General features: G+C 45.7%; 19 protein-coding genes. 15 read left to right on the top strand and 4 right to left on the bottom strand.

What is annotated here, in order from left to right:
• Position 1: 1 nt before the first annotated feature.
• Entirely contained in the window at positions 2-223 is a 222-nt protein-coding gene (locus QZT18_RS08060) for a ferredoxin family protein (protein ID WP_294146391.1), read from the top strand.
• 161 nt (positions 224-384) lie between these two features.
• Here QZT18_RS08060 and QZT18_RS08055 read toward each other — a convergent pair whose 3' ends face one another.
• The 3 genes from QZT18_RS08055 to QZT18_RS08045 all read right to left on the bottom strand — a co-directional run bounded on the left by QZT18_RS08055 (position 385) and on the right by QZT18_RS08045 (position 2,793).
• The gene (locus tag QZT18_RS08055) at positions 385-1,113 is read right to left on the bottom strand and encodes a TetR/AcrR family transcriptional regulator (protein ID WP_294146389.1); all 729 of its coding nucleotides are present in this window, start codon (positions 1,111-1,113) and stop codon (positions 385-387) included.
• Between the two features lie 57 nt (positions 1,114-1,170).
• Positions 1,171-2,094: a DMT family transporter gene (locus tag QZT18_RS08050; protein ID WP_294146386.1), complete on the bottom strand. Its 924-nt coding sequence runs from the start codon at positions 2,092-2,094 to the stop codon at positions 1,171-1,173.
• A gap of 153 nt (positions 2,095-2,247) precedes the next feature.
• The gene (locus QZT18_RS08045; protein ID WP_294146409.1) at positions 2,248-2,793 is read right to left on the bottom strand and encodes a helix-turn-helix domain-containing protein; all 546 of its coding nucleotides are present in this window, start codon (positions 2,791-2,793) and stop codon (positions 2,248-2,250) included.
• 505 nt (positions 2,794-3,298) lie between these two features.
• Between QZT18_RS08045 and dctP the strand changes: the two genes are divergently transcribed.
• The 7 genes from dctP (at position 3,299) to QZT18_RS08010 (ending at position 10,589) form a co-directional block, all read left to right on the top strand.
• The gene (gene dctP / locus QZT18_RS08040) at positions 3,299-4,435 is read left to right on the top strand and encodes a TRAP transporter substrate-binding protein DctP (protein WP_294146384.1); all 1,137 of its coding nucleotides are present in this window, start codon (positions 3,299-3,301) and stop codon (positions 4,433-4,435) included.
• Between the two features lie 46 nt (positions 4,436-4,481).
• Complete coding sequence (locus QZT18_RS08035) at positions 4,482-4,985, top strand: TRAP transporter small permease (RefSeq protein ID WP_294146381.1); 504 nt, start codon at positions 4,482-4,484, stop codon at positions 4,983-4,985.
• Between the two features lie 19 nt (positions 4,986-5,004).
• Positions 5,005-6,303 carry a TRAP transporter large permease gene (locus tag QZT18_RS08030; protein ID WP_294146380.1) on the top strand — a complete coding sequence of 433 codons (1,299 nt, stop codon included), beginning with the start codon at positions 5,005-5,007 and terminating at the stop codon, positions 6,301-6,303.
• 114 nt (positions 6,304-6,417) lie between these two features.
• Complete coding sequence (locus QZT18_RS08025; RefSeq protein WP_294146378.1) at positions 6,418-6,939, top strand: hypothetical protein; 522 nt, start codon at positions 6,418-6,420, stop codon at positions 6,937-6,939.
• Positions 6,940-6,965: 26 nt separating this feature from the next.
• Positions 6,966-7,481 (top strand): hypothetical protein, encoded by a 516-nt coding sequence (locus QZT18_RS08020; RefSeq protein WP_294146376.1) that lies wholly within the window; start codon positions 6,966-6,968, stop codon positions 7,479-7,481.
• A 251-nt stretch (positions 7,482-7,732) separates the two neighbouring features.
• A complete protein-coding gene (locus QZT18_RS08015; RefSeq protein WP_294146374.1) occupies positions 7,733-10,192 on the top strand; it encodes an ATP-dependent helicase in 2,460 nt (819 codons plus the stop codon).
• Between the two features lie 109 nt (positions 10,193-10,301).
• The gene (locus QZT18_RS08010) at positions 10,302-10,589 is read left to right on the top strand and encodes a DUF4366 domain-containing protein (protein ID WP_125143363.1); all 288 of its coding nucleotides are present in this window, start codon (positions 10,302-10,304) and stop codon (positions 10,587-10,589) included.
• 253 nt (positions 10,590-10,842) lie between these two features.
• Here the strand turns inward: QZT18_RS08010 and QZT18_RS08005 are convergent, their stop codons facing one another.
• A complete protein-coding gene (locus tag QZT18_RS08005; RefSeq protein WP_294146371.1) occupies positions 10,843-11,940 on the bottom strand; it encodes a slipin family protein in 1,098 nt (365 codons plus the stop codon).
• A gap of 709 nt (positions 11,941-12,649) precedes the next feature.
• Here QZT18_RS08005 and QZT18_RS08000 point away from each other — a divergent pair.
• From QZT18_RS08000 to QZT18_RS07970, 7 genes are all read left to right on the top strand, one after another.
• The gene (locus QZT18_RS08000) at positions 12,650-13,900 is read left to right on the top strand and encodes a YafY family protein (protein ID WP_294146369.1); all 1,251 of its coding nucleotides are present in this window, start codon (positions 12,650-12,652) and stop codon (positions 13,898-13,900) included.
• A gap of 3 nt (positions 13,901-13,903) precedes the next feature.
• Positions 13,904-14,896, top strand: a complete 993-nt coding sequence (locus QZT18_RS07995) for a WYL domain-containing protein (RefSeq protein ID WP_294146367.1) — start codon at positions 13,904-13,906, stop codon at positions 14,894-14,896.
• A gap of 196 nt (positions 14,897-15,092) precedes the next feature.
• Positions 15,093-16,469, top strand: a complete 1,377-nt coding sequence (gene rlmD, locus QZT18_RS07990) for a 23S rRNA (uracil(1939)-C(5))-methyltransferase RlmD (RefSeq protein WP_294146365.1) — start codon at positions 15,093-15,095, stop codon at positions 16,467-16,469.
• Between the two features lie 357 nt (positions 16,470-16,826).
• Positions 16,827-18,692 carry a zinc ribbon domain-containing protein gene (locus tag QZT18_RS07985; RefSeq protein ID WP_294146363.1) on the top strand — a complete coding sequence of 622 codons (1,866 nt, stop codon included), beginning with the start codon at positions 16,827-16,829 and terminating at the stop codon, positions 18,690-18,692.
• Between the two features lie 25 nt (positions 18,693-18,717).
• Entirely contained in the window at positions 18,718-19,527 is an 810-nt protein-coding gene (locus QZT18_RS07980; RefSeq protein WP_294146361.1) for an Ig-like domain-containing protein, read from the top strand.
• A gap of 445 nt (positions 19,528-19,972) precedes the next feature.
• Complete coding sequence (locus QZT18_RS07975; RefSeq protein WP_294146359.1) at positions 19,973-21,391, top strand: GntR family transcriptional regulator; 1,419 nt, start codon at positions 19,973-19,975, stop codon at positions 21,389-21,391.
• Positions 21,392-21,424: 33 nt separating this feature from the next.
• A complete protein-coding gene (locus tag QZT18_RS07970) occupies positions 21,425-23,116 on the top strand; it encodes a methyl-accepting chemotaxis protein (RefSeq protein WP_294146357.1) in 1,692 nt (563 codons plus the stop codon).
• The last annotated feature ends 42 nt before the right edge of the window (positions 23,117-23,158 follow it).

Below are 23,158 nucleotides of genomic sequence, written 5' to 3'. Positions count from 1 at the left end.
TATGGCAATTCAAAACATTGACACCGGCAAATGCATCGGCTGCAGGAAATGTGTTAATTCATGTCCGATGGACGTAATCCGGTTTGACGAGGTGGAAAAAAAGGCTGTTGCCAAATATGTGAATGATTGTGTCTGCTGTTACAACTGTGAACTGGATTGTCCCACCCATGCTATTTTCGTGGATCCAAAACGTGCCCTTCCTGTTCCGCCGGCATGGTTTTAAGTGAAAATTAAAATTGAAATACAGAAAGCAGAAGTCCCAACACCTGAAGCTGGGGCTTCTGCTTTCCTCGTTGAGTGACAATGAAACGTTCGCGAAGCGTGCTTTTCGTTGCTTATTGCGCGGCTTTTACCACGGCGGCATATACCGCTGCGATACACAAGCTATTTTATTACGTCATCGTCGGAATCCGTGGTGCTTTTTGGTAGGCTGATCATCTGCCAGTCCAGAAGCTCCGGATTTTCTTTCAGAATCCGTTCCGCCAGTTCCCGGCATTCTTCTTTTTTCTTCTTTAAAATCTCGTCCACCTGCGGGAACTTCCAAAAGCTCATGAAGGAATCAAACACAAGGTTTGGGATTGGTTCCTGAATCAAATTCAAATGGTCGGCATACAGCACCAGCGTCCTCTCAAGACTGACGGAAATATGATTGCCGTACCAGCCCAGGCGTTTGATCTCCTGGTCACTCATGTCGGGGCAGTACTTGTTGCGGATGCAGGTATAGGTCCTGAGTCCGGAGGAGGCGATTACATCCAGCATGATATCCTCCCTCAGAATATCTTTATAAAAAGCAGCATAATCTTTCGAGGAGAAAACCATATGGTCCAGATTGACCAGTACGCCTAAATGGAGAATCGGATCCTCATGCACATCGACATACTTGTCGATACACCGGCTGTTCTGGGACGATATCTGCCTGGCGATTAATCTGGCAATCTCATCCTTTGTACTGAAATAGTAGGTAATCAAAGCAAGACTGACATTTGCCTCTTTGGCTATCTGGCGCATCCCCGTTTTACTGTATCCCTGCACGGTGAACAACTTGGTGGCAACCTTTAAAATCTCCTCTTTCTTATCTTCCTTGCCATTCCTGGCCGTTGTACTATATTTCATAGACAGGTTCCCACTTTCCATAGAATAAATTTATCATAACAAGGGCGAAAAGAAATGTCAACATTTGGATTGCGGCGGCTCCGCTGTGCATATCCGGCCCGGTTTGCTCTGTGAAGAAGCGCATCTGCTGCTGTCTAGCGCGGCCAGCAGAACCGAGAAAAGAACAAAGGTGCAGCCTGCCAGACTTAAGAGGGAAGGATATTCCTGATAGAGGATACTGCCGACGATCAGGCTGGTGATTGGTTCAAGCATGTTCAGGAAAGAAGAGGTGGATGCACCTGCTTTTTTTATGCCGTAGGTGATCAGGAAGAAAGCCAGCATGGAGCCAAGACCGGCAATCAGGAACAATTCCGCGCCGACGGCCGGTGAGGAGGGAAGTGAAAACTCATTTCTGGAGAACGTGAGAATCCCAAACATCAGGCTGCTTCCGACCGATACGTAAAAGAATTTGACCGTCAGGGGAAGGGCGCTGATACATCCTTTTTCGTTGATAATGAAATAGAAGGAATAGGTAAGACTGGAGCAGAGTGCAATCAGGATACCGGCAAACTTTAAACCGCCGGACAAATCGGCAATCAGAAACATCCCGGCAATTGAAAACAGAATGGCCCCCGATTTAAGCAGAGTGATTCTCTGGCGGAAAAAAAGAATCATCGCAACGGAGACAAGTGACGGGTACAGAAAGTGCAGCATGGTGGCAAGTCCCACCGGAATTAATTCATAAGCCATATTCAGAAGAAATCCCGTCATCCCCAGACCGGAAAAACCGGTGAAGAGAAGCGTAAAAAGCTGAACAGGCCGGATCCGGAAGGATTCTCTTCTTATAAGAATAATAAAGAGCATTCCTGCCGCAGAGGTGAGGTATGTGAGAAAAACGATGCAGCCGGAGCTCATACCGCTTAGTAAAATGAGTTTGTTGACAGAAGGGATAATCCCCAAAAGTAAAGATGCGCAGATCACTGCAATAATGCCGTAAAACAAAACAATCACTCCTTTTTAATTTAGTTTTTAAATTATCAAATTGCAGGCCGGGAAACCGGCCTGTTTGATAATACCGGTAAAAAAGTCCGCAAACCGGCCTTGTTTACCGCTAAATAGAAGTGAATGTTTGAAAAAAATCTAAGAAATCAGGTGTTACTCGACCTTCCTGGAGGAGGCGAGAATCAGATATACGTCCTCATCCGTCTCGTTAATCCAGCGGTGGGGAACCTTGGCAGGGATGGAGGCGCTGTCGTGGGTATAAAGCTCTTCCCTGGTGTCGCCAAGCTGCAGGAATACGGTACCGGATTCCACATAGGCCGCCTCATCCTCCGCATGAGTGCGTGCGACAGAGCTGCTGGCGCTTTTGGGCGGCAGCTTGGTGCGCAGCAGGGTGACTTCGCTGGGATACTTCGGCGTGAGACGTTCACACTCATATCCGTCCGGACGCTCTACATCGGCGGCGCTTGGAAATATAAAACGCTCGCGGGAGTTGGCCCTGGAAATAAGTTTATTTGTATTTTCCACCGTGGGCAGGAAGAAATCATATAAAGGCACCTGCAGAGCGTCTGAGATTGCTTTCATTGTGGAAATGGAAGGATTGGCAATACCCCGTTCAATTTGGCTGAGCAGGGAGGAGGTAACGCCTGCCGCCTCAGCCAGCGCTTTGATAGACATACTGTGTCTTTTACGGACATCCATTATATTTTTACCGAGATCCAGATTTATGTTAGATGGATTGGACATAAAATCGCCCCTTTCTAAAATATAGGTTGATTAATTACAATTTAATTTTACTTGATCATATCTGGAAAGTCAATGATAAATTAAATGAGATTTAATATTATAACCAAAAATTTATTTGATTTTTTGGTGAAAATGGAGATTGACACTGTATTTCGATGATGATAATATAAAAATAAATTAAATAGAATTGAATGTTTGGTTAAAAAATAAAGTTTATTTTACATTTTTTTCCATTTTTGCCCGAGAAAAATAAAATTATATTTAACTATCTTAAATCGAAAAAATAAAGAGTGATTTAAAATCTGGAGATGGAAAGACAGGAAGTGTTTGCGGGCAACCGGATGAAAAAAGCGTCAAAGCGATCGTAAACGCCGGAAAGGAGGCGGAAGTTCAGGCGCGACCGTTATATTATTTTACAGTAAAAAGGGGTTATGAAAAACAAAAGGATAAGGAGAAGAATATGAAAAAACATATGATTTGGGCTTGTGGACTGGCGGCAATCCTTGGATTATCAGCTTGCGCGGGGGCGAAGACCGGTGATACGGGTACTGCGGCACAGGGGCAGGCAGAGAAAGCGGCAGACACCGGAAAAACCTATAATTTCACTGTTTCCAATTTTTACTCAACGGTGAATAACCACAGTCTGCTGACACAGGCATGGTGTGACGAGATAACGGAAAAGACAGACGGCCGCGTCACGTTTGAGTATTATCCGGGGGCATCTCTGGTATCGGCGGCCAATAGCTACGACTCCGTTCTAAATGGAATTGTGGACATAGCGATGACGGCTACGGCCAATAACCCCGGTGTTTTTCCGGCAATGTCACTGCTGGAGCTGCCGCAGGGATATCCGGACGGATGGGTGGGGACTCAGGTCTGCAACGATTTTACCAATTATTTTACCCTGGATGAATTTTCCTCGGTAAAGCTTCTTTATACCCATACCGTTTCTCCGCTAGTCATAATGGGAAATGTGAAAATTGAAAAGGCGGATGACTTTAAAGGCACAATCGTCAGAACGGGAAGCGAACTGGCAACGGCAACCGTCGCGGCCCTTGGCGCACAGAGCTACAGTTGTCAGATCACGGAACTTTATGAGGCGCTGACGAAGAATATCGTGGATGCCGCCATCAGCGGTAAAGACATTCTGGACGGGTTCAGCATCAATGAGGTCTGTGACTATGTAATCGATGACCCGAGCTACGGCAAGATAGGCGTGGTTGCAACGTTCATGAACAAACAGAAGTGGGAGTCGCTTCCGGAGGACATTCAGAAGATTTTTACCGAGGTGAGCGCCGGGTTTGCCGAGGCACAGGGAAAGTGCTGGAAATATGAAGATTTAACCGCTTACGATAATTTTGAGAGCAAGGGAGGAACCGTGATAAAACTGGCTCCGGAGGTCAGCGCAGAGCTGAGCGAGAAACTTGCCCCGGTCAACATGGAGTACATAAAGAGCCTCCAGCTTCCGGAGAAGGATGTGGAAGAATACCAGAAGTTCATTGCAGATCGGATACAGTACTGGTCGGGCCAGGTTCCGTCGGACGGGGATGTCATGGAATGGGGAACGACTTACTTAAAGGAACTGGGCGAAGAATAATCGGGGCCGTCGGGCTGAGATTACCTTCAGAAAGGAGAGAGGTTCGGTGAAAAATTTTGTGGATTCGGGGGACCGGCTCATCAAAGGAGTGAACAGACTCTGTTATCATCTGGCATGCATTATGATAGTCGGCATGGTATTGAATGTCGTTTTAGCAGTGGTATTTAATAAAATATTGGGACGGGCTTTTCCGATACCGGTGGATTATACGGGTTATCTGCTGTTGATGGCGGTGTGTCTGGGATATGCGGGATATCAGTACCAGAACGGTTTTGTCCGCGTTACGATGCTTACGGAACATTTTCCGCCGGGAGCGGCCAAAGTGACAGAACTGGGGGTATTTGTAATTCTGTTCCTGTTTTACGGCTTCCTTTCGATTCAATGTTTTAAAAGCGGGAACGGAATGGCGGTCTCGGGACAGAAAATGATGTCCATAAGCTGGAAGATCTATCCGTACTATTATATCCTGGCGGCGGGATTTCTGTGGACGGCCGCCGTCACTGCATTTCAGACGGTTCAGTACCTGCTGACAGGCAGGGCGGGAGCATAAGGGGAGAGGGGGAAACAAAGTGACGCCAATACAAATAGGAATAATCGGCTGCCTGATTATGGTGCTGCTCTTTGCATTAAGCGTACCGGTCGCTGTGGCGATGGTGGCGGTGGGAACGGTTGGATTTGCCGTTTTGAATTCACCGGCAGCCGCGCTCAACATACTGGTGGCGGATTTTTATGAATCATTTACCTCGTATTCATTTACGACAATGCCGCTTTTTACGCTGATGGGAACATTGTGTTTTTATTCCAAGGTCAGCACTAAACTCTACGACTGTGCCTATAAGATTCTTGGGGCCGTCCGGGGAGGCCTGGCGATTGCAACGGTCGCGGCCTGCGCCCTGTTCGGGGCAATCAGCGGTTCATCCAATGCCGCTGCCGCCACAATGGGTAAGGTGACGCTGCCGGAAATGAAACGTTATAAATATGATGACAGCCTGGCGACGGCGTCGGTCGCCTCTGCCGGATGTCTGGGAATCCTGATACCGCCAAGCGGAATTTTAATTATTTACGGTGTCATGACGGAACAGAATATATCAAAATTATTTGCCGCGGGAATTGTTCCCGGCATTATCCTTACAATTCTGATGTGTATCGCAGTCGGACTGACCTGCAAAAAGCATCCGGATTATGGTCCGGCCGGAGAAAAAACAACATTTCAGGAAAAAATGAAATCTCTGACCGGGATCCTGGACATGGCCATCCTGTTCATTCTGGTAATAGGAGGAATGATGATCGGATGGTTTACACCGACGCAGGCGGGAGCCATAGGAGCGGCGGGAGCCTTTGTTCTGGGAAGAATTAAGGGAACGCTGAGTCTTCAGGATACCTGGAGGGCCATCCATGAGACGGTGGAAATGAGCTGTATGGTAATGGCGATTGTGGCAGGTGCTACGGTGTTCGGTCACTTTATGGCAATAAGCAGGATTCCGAGTACGCTTGCGGCCACGGTGTCCGGTTTAAATGTACCCGCATTTGTTATTATGCTGCTGATTATGGGAGTGTATCTGCTGGGCGGCTGCTTTATGGACAGCCTGGCGCTGATTATGCTGACGGTTCCCGTATTTTATCCCGTAATTACAAAACTTGGTTATGATCCGATCTGGTTCGGCATTATCATCGTAATTGTCGCATCAATGGGGCTGATTACGCCTCCGGTTGGACTGAATGTTTATATCATTGGCAACCAGTGCCCGGATATACCGCTTCCGGTTATCTTTAAGGGCATCTGGCCGTATTTAGGGTGTATGGTCATTCTGGCAGGACTTTTACTGGCATTTCCGGAAATTGCCACCTGGCTGCCGAATATCATATAAAACGCAGAGACCGACGGTAATGGGCGGCACGCTTTTCGCGAGAGCGTAACCGGCAGGTAATGCGGAATCTGCATAAGTTAAGAATTATAACAGTGAAATGTAAGGAGGAAAAAAATGGAGACAAAACTGACCTATGAAAATATGTACAAGCTGATCAGTGACTATTTTAATAATTTCGAGGATGTTCCGGAGCAGGGGCTGGAAGATGGAAAGTCGAGTGTGGCAAAATACTTTTCTAAAGATTTGATCACAAGGCGCCGCTGCTGGCCGTCCCTTACGGGACTGGACGAGTGGATGGCCGTTTTGGTAGACAACTATCCAAACCACCGCTATGACATCAATATAGACAAGCCGTACGGTTATGTATGCATTGATCCGGAGACGGGCCTCTGCTGCATCCAGATGAGGGAGGATGTCTATGATGTGGCCCTCAAAAAGAATGTACGCTGTATTATGAACCACGCTACGTTCCAGTGCCGTATCGAGGATGGCGAAGTGAAATTTTACAGAGAGCATATCTGCCGTTTCCCATGCTATTTTCAGGCTGATTCCATGGAGAAGAACAATCCAAGGGAGATGGAAAGCTGGATGTATATGGACTATTCTACAGAGCTGGAAGCTCAGGTTTCGGTTTAATCAGGCAGGGATAAGGAGGAAGGACTATGCTGCAGTTTTTAGAGGATGTATTTGACAGGGAAGAAGTAAAAGCATTTATCGAGAGCTATTTTGAGGAACTTAACAAGATTGATCCCAGAGACAAAGAGGGAAGCAAAAAGAGGCTGGAAAACTTTTATGCAGAGGATTTCATGTCGCGCGAGAATGACTGGCCGCACAACCGCGGTAAAAAGGGCTGGCTCGGTTACTGGGTTAATTCAGCGCCGCGGTATCTGAGAAAATTCTTTTATAAAGACCCGGACGGTTTCATGATCATTGATATCAGAAGCGGAATCGTATGCTGTCAGGTAAGACAGGAATGCACCCACATGGAGACGGGGGAGATTGTCAGGGCCTACATCAACGCGGTTGACCTGAGGGTGAAAAAGGTGGACGGAGAATTAAAGATTGACCGTGAATGCTGGATCCGCGTACCGGCCAATTACCAGACGGATTATCCAAAACAGCTTGGAGAAGAAGGACTTCCGTGCTGGCTGTATGTAGATTACAGCAAAGCGTATTAATGTATTTGAGAGCAGTTTCAACAGAGCGTGCCGAAGTTTCGGCCGCTCTGTTTTTTTCCGTGACAGGAGCAGTAAAATATATTATAATAATGGTTATTGTCCGTGCCTCTATGGAAAGCACAGGTACCGCGGACAGCAGAACGAAAGAGGTTCGCATCGGTTACCGGCCAGAATGGCGCATGCTGCGGAACACGGAGGATACGGTAACTGACATCACCCTGAAGATGGAATCAGAAAAGGCGGTAGGAAACATGAACAAATACGAATTACTCAATCCGATGCAGCAGGAGGCGGTTTACCACACGGATGGCCCCCTTCTCGTGCTGGCGGGCGCAGGTTCCGGAAAGACCAGAGTACTGACTCACAGGATTGCATATCTGATAGAAGAAAAAAAGGTGAATCCATGGAATATCATGGCGATCACATTTACCAACAAGGCGGCGGCCGAGATGAGGGAGCGTGTGGACAAGATTGTCGGCTTTGGCTCCGAGAGCATCTGGGTGAGCACCTTCCATTCCTCCTGTGTGAGGATTCTGCGGCGTCATATCGAATATCTCGGTTACAGCACGAATTTTACGATTTATGACGGCGATGATCAGAAGACCCTGATGAAGCAGATATTCAAGAAACTGGATGTCGACACGAAACAGTTTAAGGAGAGGGCGGTTCTCAGCAAGATCTCATCTGCAAAGGACGATATGATCACGCCGGAAGAATTCGAACTGAATGCAGGCGGAGATTTCCGTGAGAAGAAGGTTGCCCAGATTTATAAAGAGTACCAGAAAGAGCTGAAGAAAAATAATGCCCTGGATTTTGACGATCTGATTGTAAAGACCGTGGAGCTGTTCCAGAACGCGCCGGAGGTTCTCGATTACTATCAGGAGAGATTCCGTTACATAATGGTGGATGAGTACCAGGATACCAACATGGTCCAGTTTAAGCTGGTCGATCTGCTGGCTGCCAAATACAGGAATATCTGCGTGGTGGGTGACGACGATCAGTCGATTTACAAATTCAGGGGAGCGAATATTGAGAATATCCTGAGTTTTGAGAAGGCATTTCCGGGAGCGAAGGTCATCAAGCTGGAACAGAATTACCGCTCCACCCAGAATATTCTGAATGCGGCCAACGAAGTAATCCGCAACAACCGCGGAAGAAAAGATAAGACGCTCTGGACGGCCAACGACGAGGGAAACCAGGTGCGTTTCCTGCAGTTCGACACGGCCTATGAGGAAGCGGAGGCGATTGTGAAGGATATACGCCGGGAAAAGGAAGATTCCGGATGTGAATATTCCGATTTTGCGGTGCTTTACAGGACAAACGCCCAGTCGCGCCTTTTGGAGGAGAAATGTATCCTTTACAGTATTCCGTACCGTCTGGTGGGAGGCGTTAATTTCTACCAGAGAAAAGAGATTAAGGACATTCTCTGCTACTTAAAGACAATCTCCAACGGTCAGGACGATCTGGCCGTACAGCGTATCGTCAATGTGCCGAAGAGGGGAGTCGGTGCGACGTCCATCGGAAAGGTAACGATGTTTGCCTCCGCCAACGGGATGAGCTTTTATGATGCGTTACTGCGCGTCAAGGGAATCCCGACCATGGGAAAAGCGGCGGATAAGATAGGCGTTTTCACGGAGCAGATCGAAGATTTCAAAGCGCGTATGCCGGAGATGACGATCCAGGAACTGATTGAAGAGATTCTTGAAAACACCGGTTACAAAAAAGAGCTGGAGGCAGAGGGCGAGATTGAGTCGGAGACACGTCTCCAGAATATAGAGGAACTTATTAACAAGGCGGTCAGCTACAGCGAGAATGCGGAAGAACCGACGCTGGACGGCTTCCTTGAGGAGGTTGCGCTGGTTGCCGATGTGGATAATATGGATGAGTCGGAAAACCGGATTATCCTGATGACGCTCCACAGCGCCAAGGGATTGGAATTCCCTTATGTATATTTAAGCGGCCTGGAGGACGGACTGTTTCCGAGCAGCATGTCCATCATGTCGGACGATAAAGATGCGGTCGAGGAAGAACGCCGCCTCTGTTATGTAGGCATCACAAGAGCCAGGGAGAAGTTGACACTGACCGCGGCCAGACAGCGCATGACCAACGGCGAGACGAGATTTTCCAAGGTCAGCCGTTTTGTGGAAGAGATTCCGTCATGGCTGCTGGAACAGGTGGAGCAGCCGTCCGTATTCGGAAGGGCAGCAGGAAGATCCTGGGGAGGCGAAAACTCCGGGAACGGGGACGGCTTTGGCGGAGCGGCAGCCTCCGGCTGGGGCAGAAAGTCCTCCGAAGGAGAGGAGGCAGGCCTGCCATGGAACCGTTCGGGCGGTATTACGACCGGCTGGGGTTCATCCGCCGGCGGACAGAATGGAGCGGGAGACCGCAATTCCAGCGTTTCCATCGGCAGCGGATCCGGATCAGCAGGCGGTTCCGGCGGAGGACGCGGTCTCAGCGCTTTCGGCCAGAAGCCGAATGCCTATGCCTCAAAGACGGCCCCGGGAGCCCCTTCCTTTGGAAAGGCATTTTCCGTACAGAAGGCCTCTCACCTGCCGTATTCCGAGGGAGACCGGGTAAAGCATATTAAGTTCGGCGAGGGTACTGTTAAAAAGATAGAGGACGGCGGAAAAGACTACGAGGTCACCGTAGAGTTCGAACGTGTAGGTGTCAAAAAAATGTTTGCATCTTTTGCCAAATTGATAAAATTGTAATAAAAATCTGTTTTTTATTCAAAATAAGATAGTAAAAACCTGACTTTGATGATATAATATAAAAGAAAAAACATCGGTGCAGGATCACGGAAGAAAGGATGTGGAACCTATGAATAAATTCGATATGATGGGTAAGGATGCATTATCTAAAGTGGAAGAGATCATGAACGCAACAAAGCTGAATGAGTTTTTACACAGAAAAGAAGAGGAAGAGAAGAAGAAAACCTGTATCCTCTGGATTCTTGCCATTATCGGTGTTGTAGCGGCTGTAGCAGCTATCGCTTACGGTGTTTACCGCTTCTTTACACCGGATTATCTGGAAGACTTCGAGGATGATTTTGAAGATGATTTCGACGACGATTTCTTCGAGGATGATGCGGAAGACGAGAAAGAGTAAGAGAAGTAACAAAGGATCGGATCAGAAGGTACGTTAAGAGTATCTGAGAGCATGATGTACGGAACGATAAAGTACGGATGTGGTAAAATACGGATATGATAAAGCAGAAGTATGATAAATACGGATGCGGTAAAGTACAGGTATGATAAATACAGATACGGTAAAGTACAAGTATAGTAAATACGGATAAAGATAAAATATAAGATAACGGCAAGGATTACTCTGTTACGAGTGCCTTGCCGTTTTTTCGTTGTTACATTCCCGCCAGCTCGGAGAGCTGATCGAGGATACCTTTACCACCGCTTACGGAGATGCTGCCTACTTTATCGCAGATTCTCTCCAGATACTCCATCTCTTTCAGCTTCAGCAGTGTCTTGTTCTCATCCATCAGCCGGGCTGTGTTCAGCAGGCTTCTGGTGGAGGCTACCTCCTCACGGCGCATGATGACATTGGCCTGGGCTTTTTTCTCGGCAACCAGGACCGTGTTCATGATGTCGCGGATTTCACCGGGAAGTATGATGTCTTTGATACCCGCGTTTACAATCTGGACACAGTAATCCGACTCCCTCTCCCTGAGCTGTCCGCAGATGGAACGGCCGATCTCTTCCTTTTGAGCCAGCAGCTCATCGAGGCGGAAACGGCCCACATATTCCCTGATGCAGAGCTGGGCTCCGGTGTAAAGCTGGGCGGATGCACCCTCGATCGTCTGCACAAGTTTTTCCGGATCGGTGATTCGGTAGCTGCAGACTACGTTTAAACGGATGCTTACCTTGTCGGCGGTCAGGATTTCCTGGCCCTGGATTTCGAGCTGCTGTACTTTCATATTGAAGATTTTGCAGGTCACCTCTTTACCGTAATTCCAGAAATACCAGGTACCCTGCTCCAGGCGTTTCTCGAACCGGCCGTCGAAGTACAGAAGGCCGATCTCGCCGTCCTTGATTGCGATTTTCTTATAGAATTTCATTGGCATTAAATCGATGTAATATCTCGGCAGTGTCTGATCCATGTAGGGATTGGTGATATCTACAAGGCGGATTTCCACATCCTCATAGACGTTCCAGTACAGAGCGTCGGGGCCGGTAAGCACCTCTTTGAACGCTTTGTTTACAAAACGGATGCCGAGACATTCGTCGGGAATCGTTACGTGTACGACCCTGTCCGCAAAAGCCTGGTTTTTCAGCAGGATTTCAGCCGGGATACCGCAGGTGTCGACGCTGCCCGTCATTGGTACGGTTTTCAGTTCGTAGCCCAGTCTCTGTATGTAATGGTAGCTGCCGGCGGTGAGAAAACCCTGAAATCTTCCGTCTTTTAACAGATAACCGCATTCCTGCTCTTTGATTGTATATTTCATACTACTACCTCCTTTTGAGTTTAAAAATTGTCACTTTGTTTTAATCGGATTCTTTGAGAATGGAAATGCCCCTTCTTCATCAAAATACTGCGGACCGTTCGTTGAGGGACGGCGTTTCCCGTATGAGGACGGCGCTTCTAACCAGCGCTGTCCCGGAGCGGGTTCTGCCGGGCCGGTATCCGGATTGGCACAGGCAGTTTCCGACTGCTTTCCGTGGGAATTGTCCGGCTTTGAAAAGTCCGCGGAGCGTCTTTTCTTTGCTGCACGAATTTCTACAGAACGCGGAAGGAGGGACATTTCTGATCCCTGGTGGTTTTGGTTTGGGTAGGCATCTTATCAGGATGTTCCAAAGTTTTAATGATTGCTATACCAGCTTAGCTACATGCTTTCGCAAGGAAGGATTCGAACCTCCGACACATCATGTGGTGCTGACTGCCCGGAATACCCTCCGTTCAGGGACGGCGGCACCGCGGAGGCTCCTGTGTGGAAAACCTCTCACCTGTGAGACAGCCCGCCTGGCAGTTCCGTACCGGATTGCCATGGCTTAATCATAGAGGATAGAAGGAGAAAGATCATTTAAAAAAAGTTGCGAACTTCCTGAAAATGGTATTTCCTATAAGATTTGACAACAGGATGGGCAGACGTTAGACTAAAGACAAATGGTTACGGTTTTCCAGTAATGGGGAGTGAAGATAAGGGGATATGGAATATGACGGAGTTTCAGGAACTGATCAAAAATTTTGACCGCATCCGCGATTATATGCGGCAGTTCTATATATACGGATTTAAGGTGCGGGGTGACTATGATAAGAAAAGCGCCAGAACCTATGATAATGAGAGACGGCGGATTGAGAGCTGGCTTTCCGATTATATGGAATCGGAGTATACCCAAAAGGGAAAACAGGTTTATATCAATGTGGACAGCAGGACGGTCAGCCAGAATCCTCTCTATGCCGCATGGAAGGCAAAAAGCTTTACAGACAACGACATTATGCTCCATTTTTTTATTTTGGACCAACTGTGCGGGCGGAGTGAGGGAATGAGTGCAGGAGAGCTTGGCGACAGGATGGCGGAGAGCTACGGCGTTGTCTTTGACAGCCAGACGGTCCGGCTGAAGCTGAAAGAATATGAAGAACTGGGGATTCTGGGAGCCGTGAAAAAAGGAAAGTCGCTGGCGTATTTTCTAAAACCGTGCTTTTCGGATCATACGGAGCACATGCCGGAACCGGAAACGTGGGAACATGTTTTGACGGCTGTAAAGTTCTTTCAGGAAGAGGCTCCCTTCGGATTTCTCGGCAGCACCATCCTGGACCGGGAAAATGCGGCCAACGATAGTTTTCAGTTCAAGCACCATTTTATCGTACATACATTAGAGGACGGAGTGCTGTTTACTATTCTGGAGGCGATCCGGGAACGGCGGAAAATATCCTTTGTCAATAAGAGCAGCCGCAGCGGCAATACGTCGGTTATTAAGGGACTGCCCCTTAGAATCTTTGTAAGCGTCAGGACCGGACGGAGGTATGTATGCTGTTACCTGGAGAACCGCAGGCGGTTTATGAATTACCGTCTGGACTGTATCTGGCAGGTCAAGGCATTGGAGGAGTGCGGTGAATATGAGCAGTGGAAGGAACTGCTCAACAAGAATATCGCCCGGTGCTGGGGAGTTTCATTCGGAGGTCCCAGCCGGCTGGAAGAAATCCGGATGAAGGTGTATATTGATGAGGAAAAAGAAGATTACATATTGAACCGGCTCCGCCGGGAAGGGCGCGGCGGGAAAATTACCAGAACAGGGGAAAATGAATATCTCTACTGCGGCACATTTTTTGACACCAATGAGATGCTCTCCTGGGTTAAAACCTTCACGGGCCGGATTCTTAATATCGAGGGCAGCAACCCGGCTGCCATCGCAAAGGTGAAGCGGGACTGGGAACGGATGTACGAGATGTATTGTGAGGATTAGGAAATGGAATTATTTGATAAAGTTTATAGCTGCTATTACCAGGTGGTAAGACAAATCCTGACAGAGGCAAAAAAGCAGCCGCTGACGGAAAAGCAGATGGAGACGCTGATCAGGAAATATGGTTTCCAGGAGAGTGTTTTCGTGATTCTTCCCAAACTGCTGGACGGGGAGTGGGCGCTTTTGAAAAAAGAAAAGGAAGACGGCAGAACTTACTCCCCGGCTGTGGAAGGGGAACTCCGCCCTCCCCTTACCCTGCTTCAGAAGAGCTGGTTAAAATCACTGCTGGCAGACAGGAGGATAAGCCTGTTTTTAGATGAGAAGGAACGCGGATGGGCGGATGAGGCCCTGAAAGAGGTTATGCCTCTTTATAATGAGGCGGATTTTTACTATTATGACAGATACAGCGATGGGGACGACTATGAGTCGGAACCGTACCGGGAGAATTTCAGGACGGTACTGAGCGCGCTGAAACAGGGGCAGGCGCTGTTTATTACGTATGAGGGGAAACAGAAGGATACATTTACCTATGAGGTACTGCCGTACCAGCTTCAGTATTCCTCCAAAGACGACAAGTTCCGGCTCTGCTGCCGCCAGTATACGCACAGAAGTTTCTGCAGGGAAATCCTGCTGAATATGGGCAGGATCAAAACCTGCCATCCCTCAAACCGGGAGGTTTCAGAGAATGTGGAATCCTTCCGGTTTAGAAACGGCAGAAAATCGAAGGAACCCGTCGTGATAGAAATAAGCGGGGAGAGAAACTCGCTGGAGCGGTGCATGCTCCACTTTGCAAGCTATGAAAAACATACGGAATTTGACGGAGAGAAAAATACCTGCCGCTGTTCCATTTATTACGACAGGGCGGATGAGACGGAGCTGCTGATTGATATTCTCTCATTCGGCCCCGTAGTGCGCGTGCTGGGGCCGGAAACATTTTTGAATCTGGTCAGGGCCAGAGTGGGGAGGCAGCATAGGATGATGGCGGAGGAAGAAAGGTAGTTACTGTTTGCAGCAAAGCCGCTTTCTGCCTGTGGTGTAAACAGTGGCGAAAGGTGGCACGGGGAGAACAGGATTAGCGGATTTTACTTTTCATCTGCCTGGTTTTCGTGTATACTAAAGCATGTTTAAAGCGGCCTTAATAAGCATTGGATGGCTGCATTTTCATATAGAATCAGAGAAGGAGTTAATTATAGAGATGAAAAAAGGCCAAGTATATGAGGGTATCGTGGAGAAAATGGAATTTCCGAACAAGGGGATTGTCAGAATAGAAGATGAGAAGGTAGTTGTAAAAAATGCTCTGCCGGGTCAGAAAATCAGCTTTCTGGTCAATAAGAAGAGAAAAGGAAAATGTGAGGCACGCCTGATTGAGGTTCTGGAACTTTCTGATATTGAGACGGAAGAGAAGGTATGTCCTCATTACGGGATCTGCGGAGGCTGTCTCTATCAGACCGTACCGTATGAGAAACAGCTTGAAATCAAGCGGGAACAGGTGAAGGAGCTGATTGACGGCGTATGCAGTGATTATGAATTTGAGGGAATCAAGGGGAGCCCCATCCCGGACTGTTACCGCAATAAAATGGAATTTTCCTTCGGCGATGAGGTGAAGGACGGCCCGCTGGCCCTTGGCATGCATCGCCGCGGAAGCTTTTACGATGTGGTGACTACCGGGGAATGTCAGATTGTGCACAAAGATTTCTGTGATATCCTCCTCTGTTCCAAGCAGTATTTTGAGAAAAAGGGGACAGGCTTTTATAAGAAAATGCAGCATACGGGATATCTGCGCCATTTGCTTGTGAGACGGGCGGTTAAGACCGGAGAGATATTAATTGACCTGATTACGACAACCCAGATAGTGGCGGAAGAGGAGAAAGAGCTTTTGAACGGATGGCTTCAGGAAATCCTGGCCTTGCCTCTGGAAGGGACGATGGCGGGAATCCTGCACACGAGAAATGATTCCCTGGCTGATGCCGTGAAGGACGGGGGAACGGAGATCCTGTATGGACAGGATTACTTCTTTGAGGAGCTTCTCGGCCTGAAATTCAGAATTTCACCATTTTCCTTCTTTCAGACCAATTCTCTGGGAGCGGAGGTGCTCTACGAGAAGACAAGGGAATACGTGGGCGATACAAAGGGAAAAGTGATTTTTGACCTGTACAGCGGAACCGGCACGATTGCCCAGATTCTCGCTCCGGTGGCCGAGAAGGTGGTCGGTGTCGAGATTGTGGAGGAGGCCGTGGAGGCCGCAAAGAAGAATGCGTTGTTGAACGGCCTGGAAAACTGCGAGTTTATCGCAGGTGATGTCCTGAAGGTAATCGATGGGCTGGAAGATAAGCCGGAGCTGATCGTGCTCGATCCGCCGAGGGATGGAATTCATCCTAAGGCCATTGAGAAGATTATTGATTTTGGGGTCAACCGGATGGTGTATGTATCCTGTAAGCCGACCAGTTTAGCCAGGGATTTGGTGATTCTGCAGGAGAGAGGGTATCGGGTGGAGAAGGTTTGCTGTGTGGATATGTTTCCGGGGACGGCGAATGTGGAAACGGTAGTCCTGTTGCAGCGTGTTGGGCATTGAAAGTTATAAGGAAAGGATTTTAGGCGTAAGGACCATGATGTCTTTGCGTCTTTTTTCTTAACGGATGAAGGATATGGTTTTATAAAAATAATCAGATCGATTTTGCCGTCTCAAAAAAAACGGAAAAGCTGAAAGTTGCGAATTTGTTGTTTATTGCGATTTATGGGAAGAGTGGTTTACGAAATAAATGGGGTTCAATATAAATAACTTAGATTTTAATGTATAATTAATGTATTTGATTGAATATTTCGACATTTTGAGTTATTATATTATTATGCATGAGAATACTTTTTGTTCTAAAAAGATTTAGTTCTGAAAAATATTTTAACAGTAAATAATAGTGAATGGGGGAGCTATATGTTTTGTGTGAAATGTGGGGCAGAGATTAAGTCATCTGATTTGCATTGCTCAAAATGTGGAGCTGTAAATGAAAATTATAGGCCACAAAAAGATGAAAGTAAATTTTCATTTTTGAATAAGGAGAAGCAAAAAGATGAAGAAGTGGTTGAAAATCTAAATGATATTATGCCTAAGAAAAAAAACAGTAAAATTGTCTTATTAGGAATAATAGCGGCTGTGGCAATGATAAGTGTATTCATCTTATGTTTTTCAAAATTATCATCTCGAAGTAATTATTCAAATATGAAGTATCAAGCGAGAGGTATTTCCGCGATTGTGGATAATGCTGGAACTGCCTTTTTTTTCATTGATGGACAAACAGTATCATTTGAAGGCGATTATTCTAATGGAATATCTACGCCAGACCATAAAAAATTTTTGTTACTAAATTTTGACGGCACATTGCAGTTGTATGCGTCGAAAGATAGTGAACCAGTTTCAATTTCGTCGAACGCGGAACGGATTATAAAAATTACAAATGATGGATTTGCTTATACTGTTAACAAGCAAGTATCAACAGAAGATATTTTGGAGGCCTTGAGTGAAAGCTATAGCGTTGATACATCACTTACCGAGTTAAAAAAGGAATTTGCTAATTCTTATAGCGATAGTATTAGCGACGCAAAAAAATTTTATAAAGAAAAAGCCGGATACTTTTATAGAAGTGGTAGTGAAAAGGAGAAAATAAATGTTTACAACTTTAAGAAAGGTAATACTGTAGAATTAGGAAATAGTTCTGGCGAAGTGACTTTTGCAAATAATTCTTTGACCTTTGCAAGAATAGATACAAAACATAAATTATCGACATATGTTGAAGGAACAGATTCTGTTAAGGAATTATGTAATGTTGGAGAGAATGCAGACTTGTGTGGTATCAGTGCTGATGGACAAAACATTATTTGGTCAGAGAAAAAAGATAATGAGCTGCTTATATATACAATGAAAAATAAGGTACCCGAAAGAATTGGAAAACTAGGAAAGACACAAAAATATAGTTCATATCCCAACGTTATCTTTTTTGAAAAAGGATTTGTTGTTACGTGTAAAGAGTATAATACACTGATTTTTGTGAAAAATGATGAAGCGAAGGAAGTGACCTTCGGCGGAGTCATGAATTTGTATAGTCTGTTGGATTCGAATGGCAACTATATTGAAAATGATTCATGTAACACGGAGTTCTTTTATTTTACAGCAAACAAAAGCAAAGATGGAAATATTTCAAGATTATACAAACTGGATATGACTGGAAATATTCAAGAAATAGCATCTGACTTAAGTTCACAGTTTTTTATTAAAGGGAACAAAATCTTTTACGTTAACGAAGATAAGGACTTCTACATCGCAAATTTAGAATCTAAAGGTATATCAGATTCGTGCCGCATTACAACGGAGATAAGCAATTTGGAGATTTCAGATGATGGCTCAACTGCCTATGTAGTAAAATCGGATGGACTTTATTATTGGAATACAAATGATAATTCTTATCAGTTGCATCTAATTAATAATAACTTCAGAGCTGATTCTGCAATTTATTTAACCGAAAGTGGAGATTCTATATTTTATTTAACAGATATGCAAGAAATATCAGATTCATATAGTAAAATCGGAACACTATATTCTTATAAGAAAGGCACGAGTGAACCGCAGAATATAGCTTCAAAAGTATATACTTTAAAGCGGAATGATTCTAAAAATCATTCAAGTACCAATCCGATAATTGTACAGTACTCGAAGAAAAATAGTGATGGAAAAAGGTTGTACAATATTGGTCAATTAAATGAAAACAAAATGGAAATAGTAATTCAAGACATTATAAGTTATTAAATTTACAGAAGGGCGGAAGATATTTATGAACGAAGAAGAAAACATGAAAATGGAACAGCAAAACCAAGAGGAAGAAGATGTAGTACAAAAAGATTATTGCGCTCAGTGTGGGACAGAACTTTCTCCAGAACAAATTTTTTGTCCTAAGTGCGGTCATAAAAAAGGAGAAAGTATTTCACCGGAAAAGGGTGAGAAGAAGATAAACAGCAAGGTAATAATTGTTGGTGTAGTCGCGGCAGTTGCAATTATAGCTGCACTTTTCTTTGGAATTAGAGGTAAACAGGCTAAAGAGGTTGTTCTTAACAAAGAAAATGTTACAATTAAGGTTGGAGAAAAAGAAAATCTTACATTTACGATAAATCCTGATAATACTAAAAACAAAGAAGTTACATGGACCTCTTCTAATGATACAATATCTAGTGTAAATAATGGAACTATTGAAGGTGTTAATGAAGGAACATGTACTATAACTGTAAAAACTGCAAATGGAAAAACAGATACATGCTCAATAACTGTTGAAGCTGCCGGACCAGATCTTGTTGAAATATATAATGAATGCTGTGATTCTGAATGGGCTTCTGTTGCTTCAGACGGTTCGTATTTAAGTATTGATACGAACCCTAATGATAGTAAATACAATACTTCTGAGTCAGCGGCAATAGTTGGTATTTTTGCAGTAAATGAAGCGTTGGGATTACCGGATTCAGTTATCAATAAAATGGGAAAAACGAGAGCGATGGATGGAATGCAGACTGCAAAAGGAGATGGAGTAGAAATCTCATGGACATATCATCCAGATAATGGTTTAGAGGTAATGTACTCTCTTACAGATTAAATGAAACATAAAATAAAGGTTGGGGAACTAAAGCTCTGGACAAGAGGTCTACACCCTCGTGCGGCGCTTTGCACCTGTCTCATGCGGACTGTGTGTTCAATACAAACTGTGCTGTGCTGCATCGCCAATCAAGTTTAATACAACTAAATACAGTGTTACATAGACCGTTTACTTTAAAAAGTATGCGGTCTTTTTTCTTCCTGAAAATTGCCGAGATGGTATGGGATTGCGAAAAAAAGAGATCGGCGGATGAGATCTGTCAGCAGGAACTGAAGAATGCTCTGCGGCATGACAGAGCGCTAAGTGTCGAGAACCGTGGGGATAAAGATTCCTTTCGTACATTAGGTAAGAATATGCAGGGGTATGCATTGCATACCTGTTCAAAGAGTGGTACAATTAAACAATACCCATCATGAGCAGGGCTTGGGCTGAATGGAGGACAAGGATGGAAAAGAACAATGGGCTGAACGAATTGATCTACGAATACTATGAATCGCGTATCCTCTTTGGTATATACAAATACGGTGAACAATTGAAGTCGGTACCGCAGATTTGCACTTTATTCAGGGTGGCCCGGAATACCGTACAAATTGCGTTAAACAGGCTGGAAGAGAACGGATACATAAAAACAGAAAAACGGAAAGTCGCCAGGGTCGTTTATCAGGGGACGGAAGAACTGTTCAGGGAAAATGTTGTAAAGTATTTTGCTCTGCGCAGGGAAGGTATCCTGGATGTTCAATTCAGCGGTAATTTATTGTTTTCATCAATATGGGATAAGGGCATACAGAATTTAAAACTGGATATGCAGAAAAGCACCGGTGGGACAAACAGAGTGGAGAAAACCGGATCGGAACCAATCAGTCTGTATGTTGACGTTCTGAATACATTTCATAATGAACTCATGCTTGGCCTTTTTTGGCAGAATATGCGTTATATCAGTTATTTCTATCCACCCAGAAACGATAGGAAGGCGAATTATGCGGTGGAAGATTTATTATCAGTGGAGAAGGCAAACAGCCTGAAACAGGAAACCGATGCCTATTATTTGAATATCTATCTGGGTATTGCGGATTTTATTGAGGCAAACCGTGAAAAGTATCATCTGGAGCATGAGGCTCAGATTCCGTTTACATGGGCAATTTATCGGCAGCGGCCGCAGGTGCGTTATACGCTGGCATCCACCATTATCCGTGAAATTCTGTGGGATGTTTATCCGGTTGGAGGCTATCTGCCCTCATTGCCTAAGATGGCGGAGCGGTATCAGGTCTCCTTAATTACAGTACGCCGGACTCTGGATGTACTGAACTCACTTGGGGTAACCAGGACTTATATGGGAGTTGGCACAAAGGTCTGTCTGGAATCAATTGATATTGATATCATGGGCAAATCTGAAATCCGGGAAAACCTGCGCCTTCACGGAGAGGCAATGCAGATTCTGGCTTTGACGGTTTACAACGCGGCCCGCTATACATTGGAGTCTGCAAAAAGAGAGAGGAAGGAGAAGCTGTTACAAACAATAAGACAGCTTCATGATAAAAACAACAGCATCCTTTGCATTGATGTTCTTTTGAATTTCATCTCCAATGAATGTCCGTCGGCATCGATACGGGAAATTTATGGGAAATTGAGGGAACTTGTGGCATGGGGATATATTTTTTCGGCTGTAATAATGGTAACAGGGGAGATAGAAGTCGATTTAAAGGATTTCATCTGCCGGTTGGAAAATGCCTTACAAGCCGAACATTGGGAAGAATTTGCCGGCCTCTGGCAGTCGTTTATTGAGGAGAGGCTGAATTACTTCTACAAAAAGTTTCCTTTATGGAATGCCCCGCAAGACACCATCGCTGGAGAGCGGAACTGTTAAGAAAGAGATTTCTATCATCGCTGGGAGGGGATTATGTTGAAACATATACAGAATATGAAATTAAGAGCCAGGCTGTTATTATCGTATGCAGTGATCATCGCCATATGCCTGACGGCAAGTGTCGCAGCGCTGTTTTTGCTGAATAAAATTGGCAATAACCTGTCTTCTTTCTATAACAATAATTATACCGTTACGGTTAACGTATGGGTGGCGAAGAGGGAGATGCAGGCTGCGCGGGCGGATATCCTAAATGCTATATTAGATCCGGGCATGGACGATGCAAATGAGAATGTAACAAAAGCAAACAAGCATCTTGGAAATATGCGTGCGGCATTCCCTGTAATCAGGAAATCATTCAAAGGGGATATTGCGTTGGTGGATCAGGTTGATTCACGTTTAGAGCAGGCTATCATATATCGTGATCAGGTATTTGAACTGATCGAATCAGAGCAGCGTGCAGAAGCCTATCAGATTATGAAGTCCAATTATATTCCTCTTCTGGATCAGATGTCGGATACTCTTCAGGAGATAGCGGATGTAGCCGGTCAGAATGCAAAGTTCATGGTGACGGAGGGGGAACACGCGCAGGCGACTGCATCTGTCATTGTAATTGTAATTATGGTTTTAAGCATCGTGTCGGCATTGTTATTTGGACTCTATATATCCAACGGGATTCGCAGGCCTGTAAATGAGATTGAGCATGCCGCCCGGAAGCTGGCAGGGGGAGAGCTGGATGAAGTGCTTGTTGCCTATACATCGGAAGACGAATTGGGAAAGATGTCGGACAGCATACGCGATTTGATCTGCTATCAGAAGACGATCATTGAGGATATCAGCGGTATCCTTGGTTCCATGGCAGAGGGGGATTTCAGTGTCCAGTCAAAAGTGAAAGAATACTACAGGGGTCAGTATAACCGTATTTTGATTTCCATGAGGGAGCTTCGCGATAACCTTAACCGTATCCTTTTGCAGATCGGCCATTCGGCAAAACAGGTTGCAGACGGCAGCGAACAGGTAGCGGACGGAGCGCAGGCGCTTGCTCAGGGGGCGGCGGAGCAGGCCGGCTCGGTTGAAGAACTTGCAGCAGCCGTACATAACATATCTGAGCGTGTAAATGAAACGGCGGTGAATGCAGGTGATGCGCGTGTCCAGACAGACCGGGCGGGTGTACAGGTCTCTAGGAGCAGTAAAAAGATGCAGGAAATGATTGATGCAATGAAAATAATTAGTGAGAAGTCCGGTCACATTCATAAAATCGTAAAAACAATTGAGGACATTGCGTTTCAAACAAATATTCTGGCCTTAAATGCCTCTGTGGAAGCGGCAAGGGCAGGCGAGGCCGGGGCGGGATTTGCAGTAATTGCAAGAGAAATCCGCAATCTGGCGGACAGGACATCGGAAGCATCTAAAAATACAACGGTATTAATTAAGGAATCAGTCGCTGCGGTTGAAGACGGAGAAAAAGCAGCCTGCGCAACAGCAGAATCGTTGACACAGGTCGTGGAAAGTACAAAACAGGTGATAAGTGCTGTGGATAAGATAGCTGACGCAGCCAACATTCAAAGTGGATCTATTTCACATATTAGAACAGAGGTGGAGCAGATATCGGATGTAGTACAGAGCAACTCCGCTACATCGGAAGAATTAGCGGCAGCCAGTGAAGAACTCTCCTCACAGGCGCAGGCACTGGAAGTGCTGGTCAGCCGGTTTAAATTGTATGGATGAGCCGCGCATACGCTTTTTTGTAGAGTTCTTTCCGGCATTCGT

It is taken from the genome of uncultured Clostridium sp., assembly GCF_900547735.1.
In the GTDB taxonomy this organism is placed as follows: domain Bacteria; phylum Bacillota; class Clostridia; order Lachnospirales; family Lachnospiraceae; genus Otoolea.
Note: the sequence above shows the minus strand (reverse complement) of the source record. Positions and strands in the feature narration are given on the sequence as shown.

Coding starts and splice junctions, on each gene's coding strand:
- QZT18_RS07985 (WP_294146363.1), top strand. CDS start 16,827: ATGTTTTGTGTGAAATGTGGGGCAGAGATTAAGTCATCTGATTTGCAT.
- QZT18_RS08005 (WP_294146371.1), bottom strand. CDS start 11,940: ATGAAATATACAATCAAAGAGCAGGAATGCGGTTATCTGTTAAAAGAC.
- QZT18_RS08010 (WP_125143363.1), top strand. CDS start 10,302: ATGAATAAATTCGATATGATGGGTAAGGATGCATTATCTAAAGTGGAA.
- QZT18_RS07970 (WP_294146357.1), top strand. CDS start 21,425: ATGTTGAAACATATACAGAATATGAAATTAAGAGCCAGGCTGTTATTA.
- QZT18_RS08060 (WP_294146391.1), top strand. CDS start 2: ATGGCAATTCAAAACATTGACACCGGCAAATGCATCGGCTGCAGGAAA.
- QZT18_RS07980 (WP_294146361.1), top strand. CDS start 18,718: ATGAACGAAGAAGAAAACATGAAAATGGAACAGCAAAACCAAGAGGAA.
- QZT18_RS08045 (WP_294146409.1), bottom strand. CDS start 2,793: ATGGATGTCCGTAAAAGACACAGTATGTCTATCAAAGCGCTGGCTGAG.
- rlmD (WP_294146365.1), top strand. CDS start 15,093: ATGAAAAAAGGCCAAGTATATGAGGGTATCGTGGAGAAAATGGAATTT.
- QZT18_RS08015 (WP_294146374.1), top strand. CDS start 7,733: ATGAACAAATACGAATTACTCAATCCGATGCAGCAGGAGGCGGTTTAC.
- QZT18_RS07975 (WP_294146359.1), top strand. CDS start 19,973: ATGGAAAAGAACAATGGGCTGAACGAATTGATCTACGAATACTATGAA.
- QZT18_RS07995 (WP_294146367.1), top strand. CDS start 13,904: ATGGAATTATTTGATAAAGTTTATAGCTGCTATTACCAGGTGGTAAGA.
- dctP (WP_294146384.1), top strand. CDS start 3,299: ATGAAAAAACATATGATTTGGGCTTGTGGACTGGCGGCAATCCTTGGA.
- QZT18_RS08000 (WP_294146369.1), top strand. CDS start 12,650: ATGACGGAGTTTCAGGAACTGATCAAAAATTTTGACCGCATCCGCGAT.
- QZT18_RS08020 (WP_294146376.1), top strand. CDS start 6,966: ATGCTGCAGTTTTTAGAGGATGTATTTGACAGGGAAGAAGTAAAAGCA.
- QZT18_RS08055 (WP_294146389.1), bottom strand. CDS start 1,113: ATGAAATATAGTACAACGGCCAGGAATGGCAAGGAAGATAAGAAAGAG.
- QZT18_RS08025 (WP_294146378.1), top strand. CDS start 6,418: ATGGAGACAAAACTGACCTATGAAAATATGTACAAGCTGATCAGTGAC.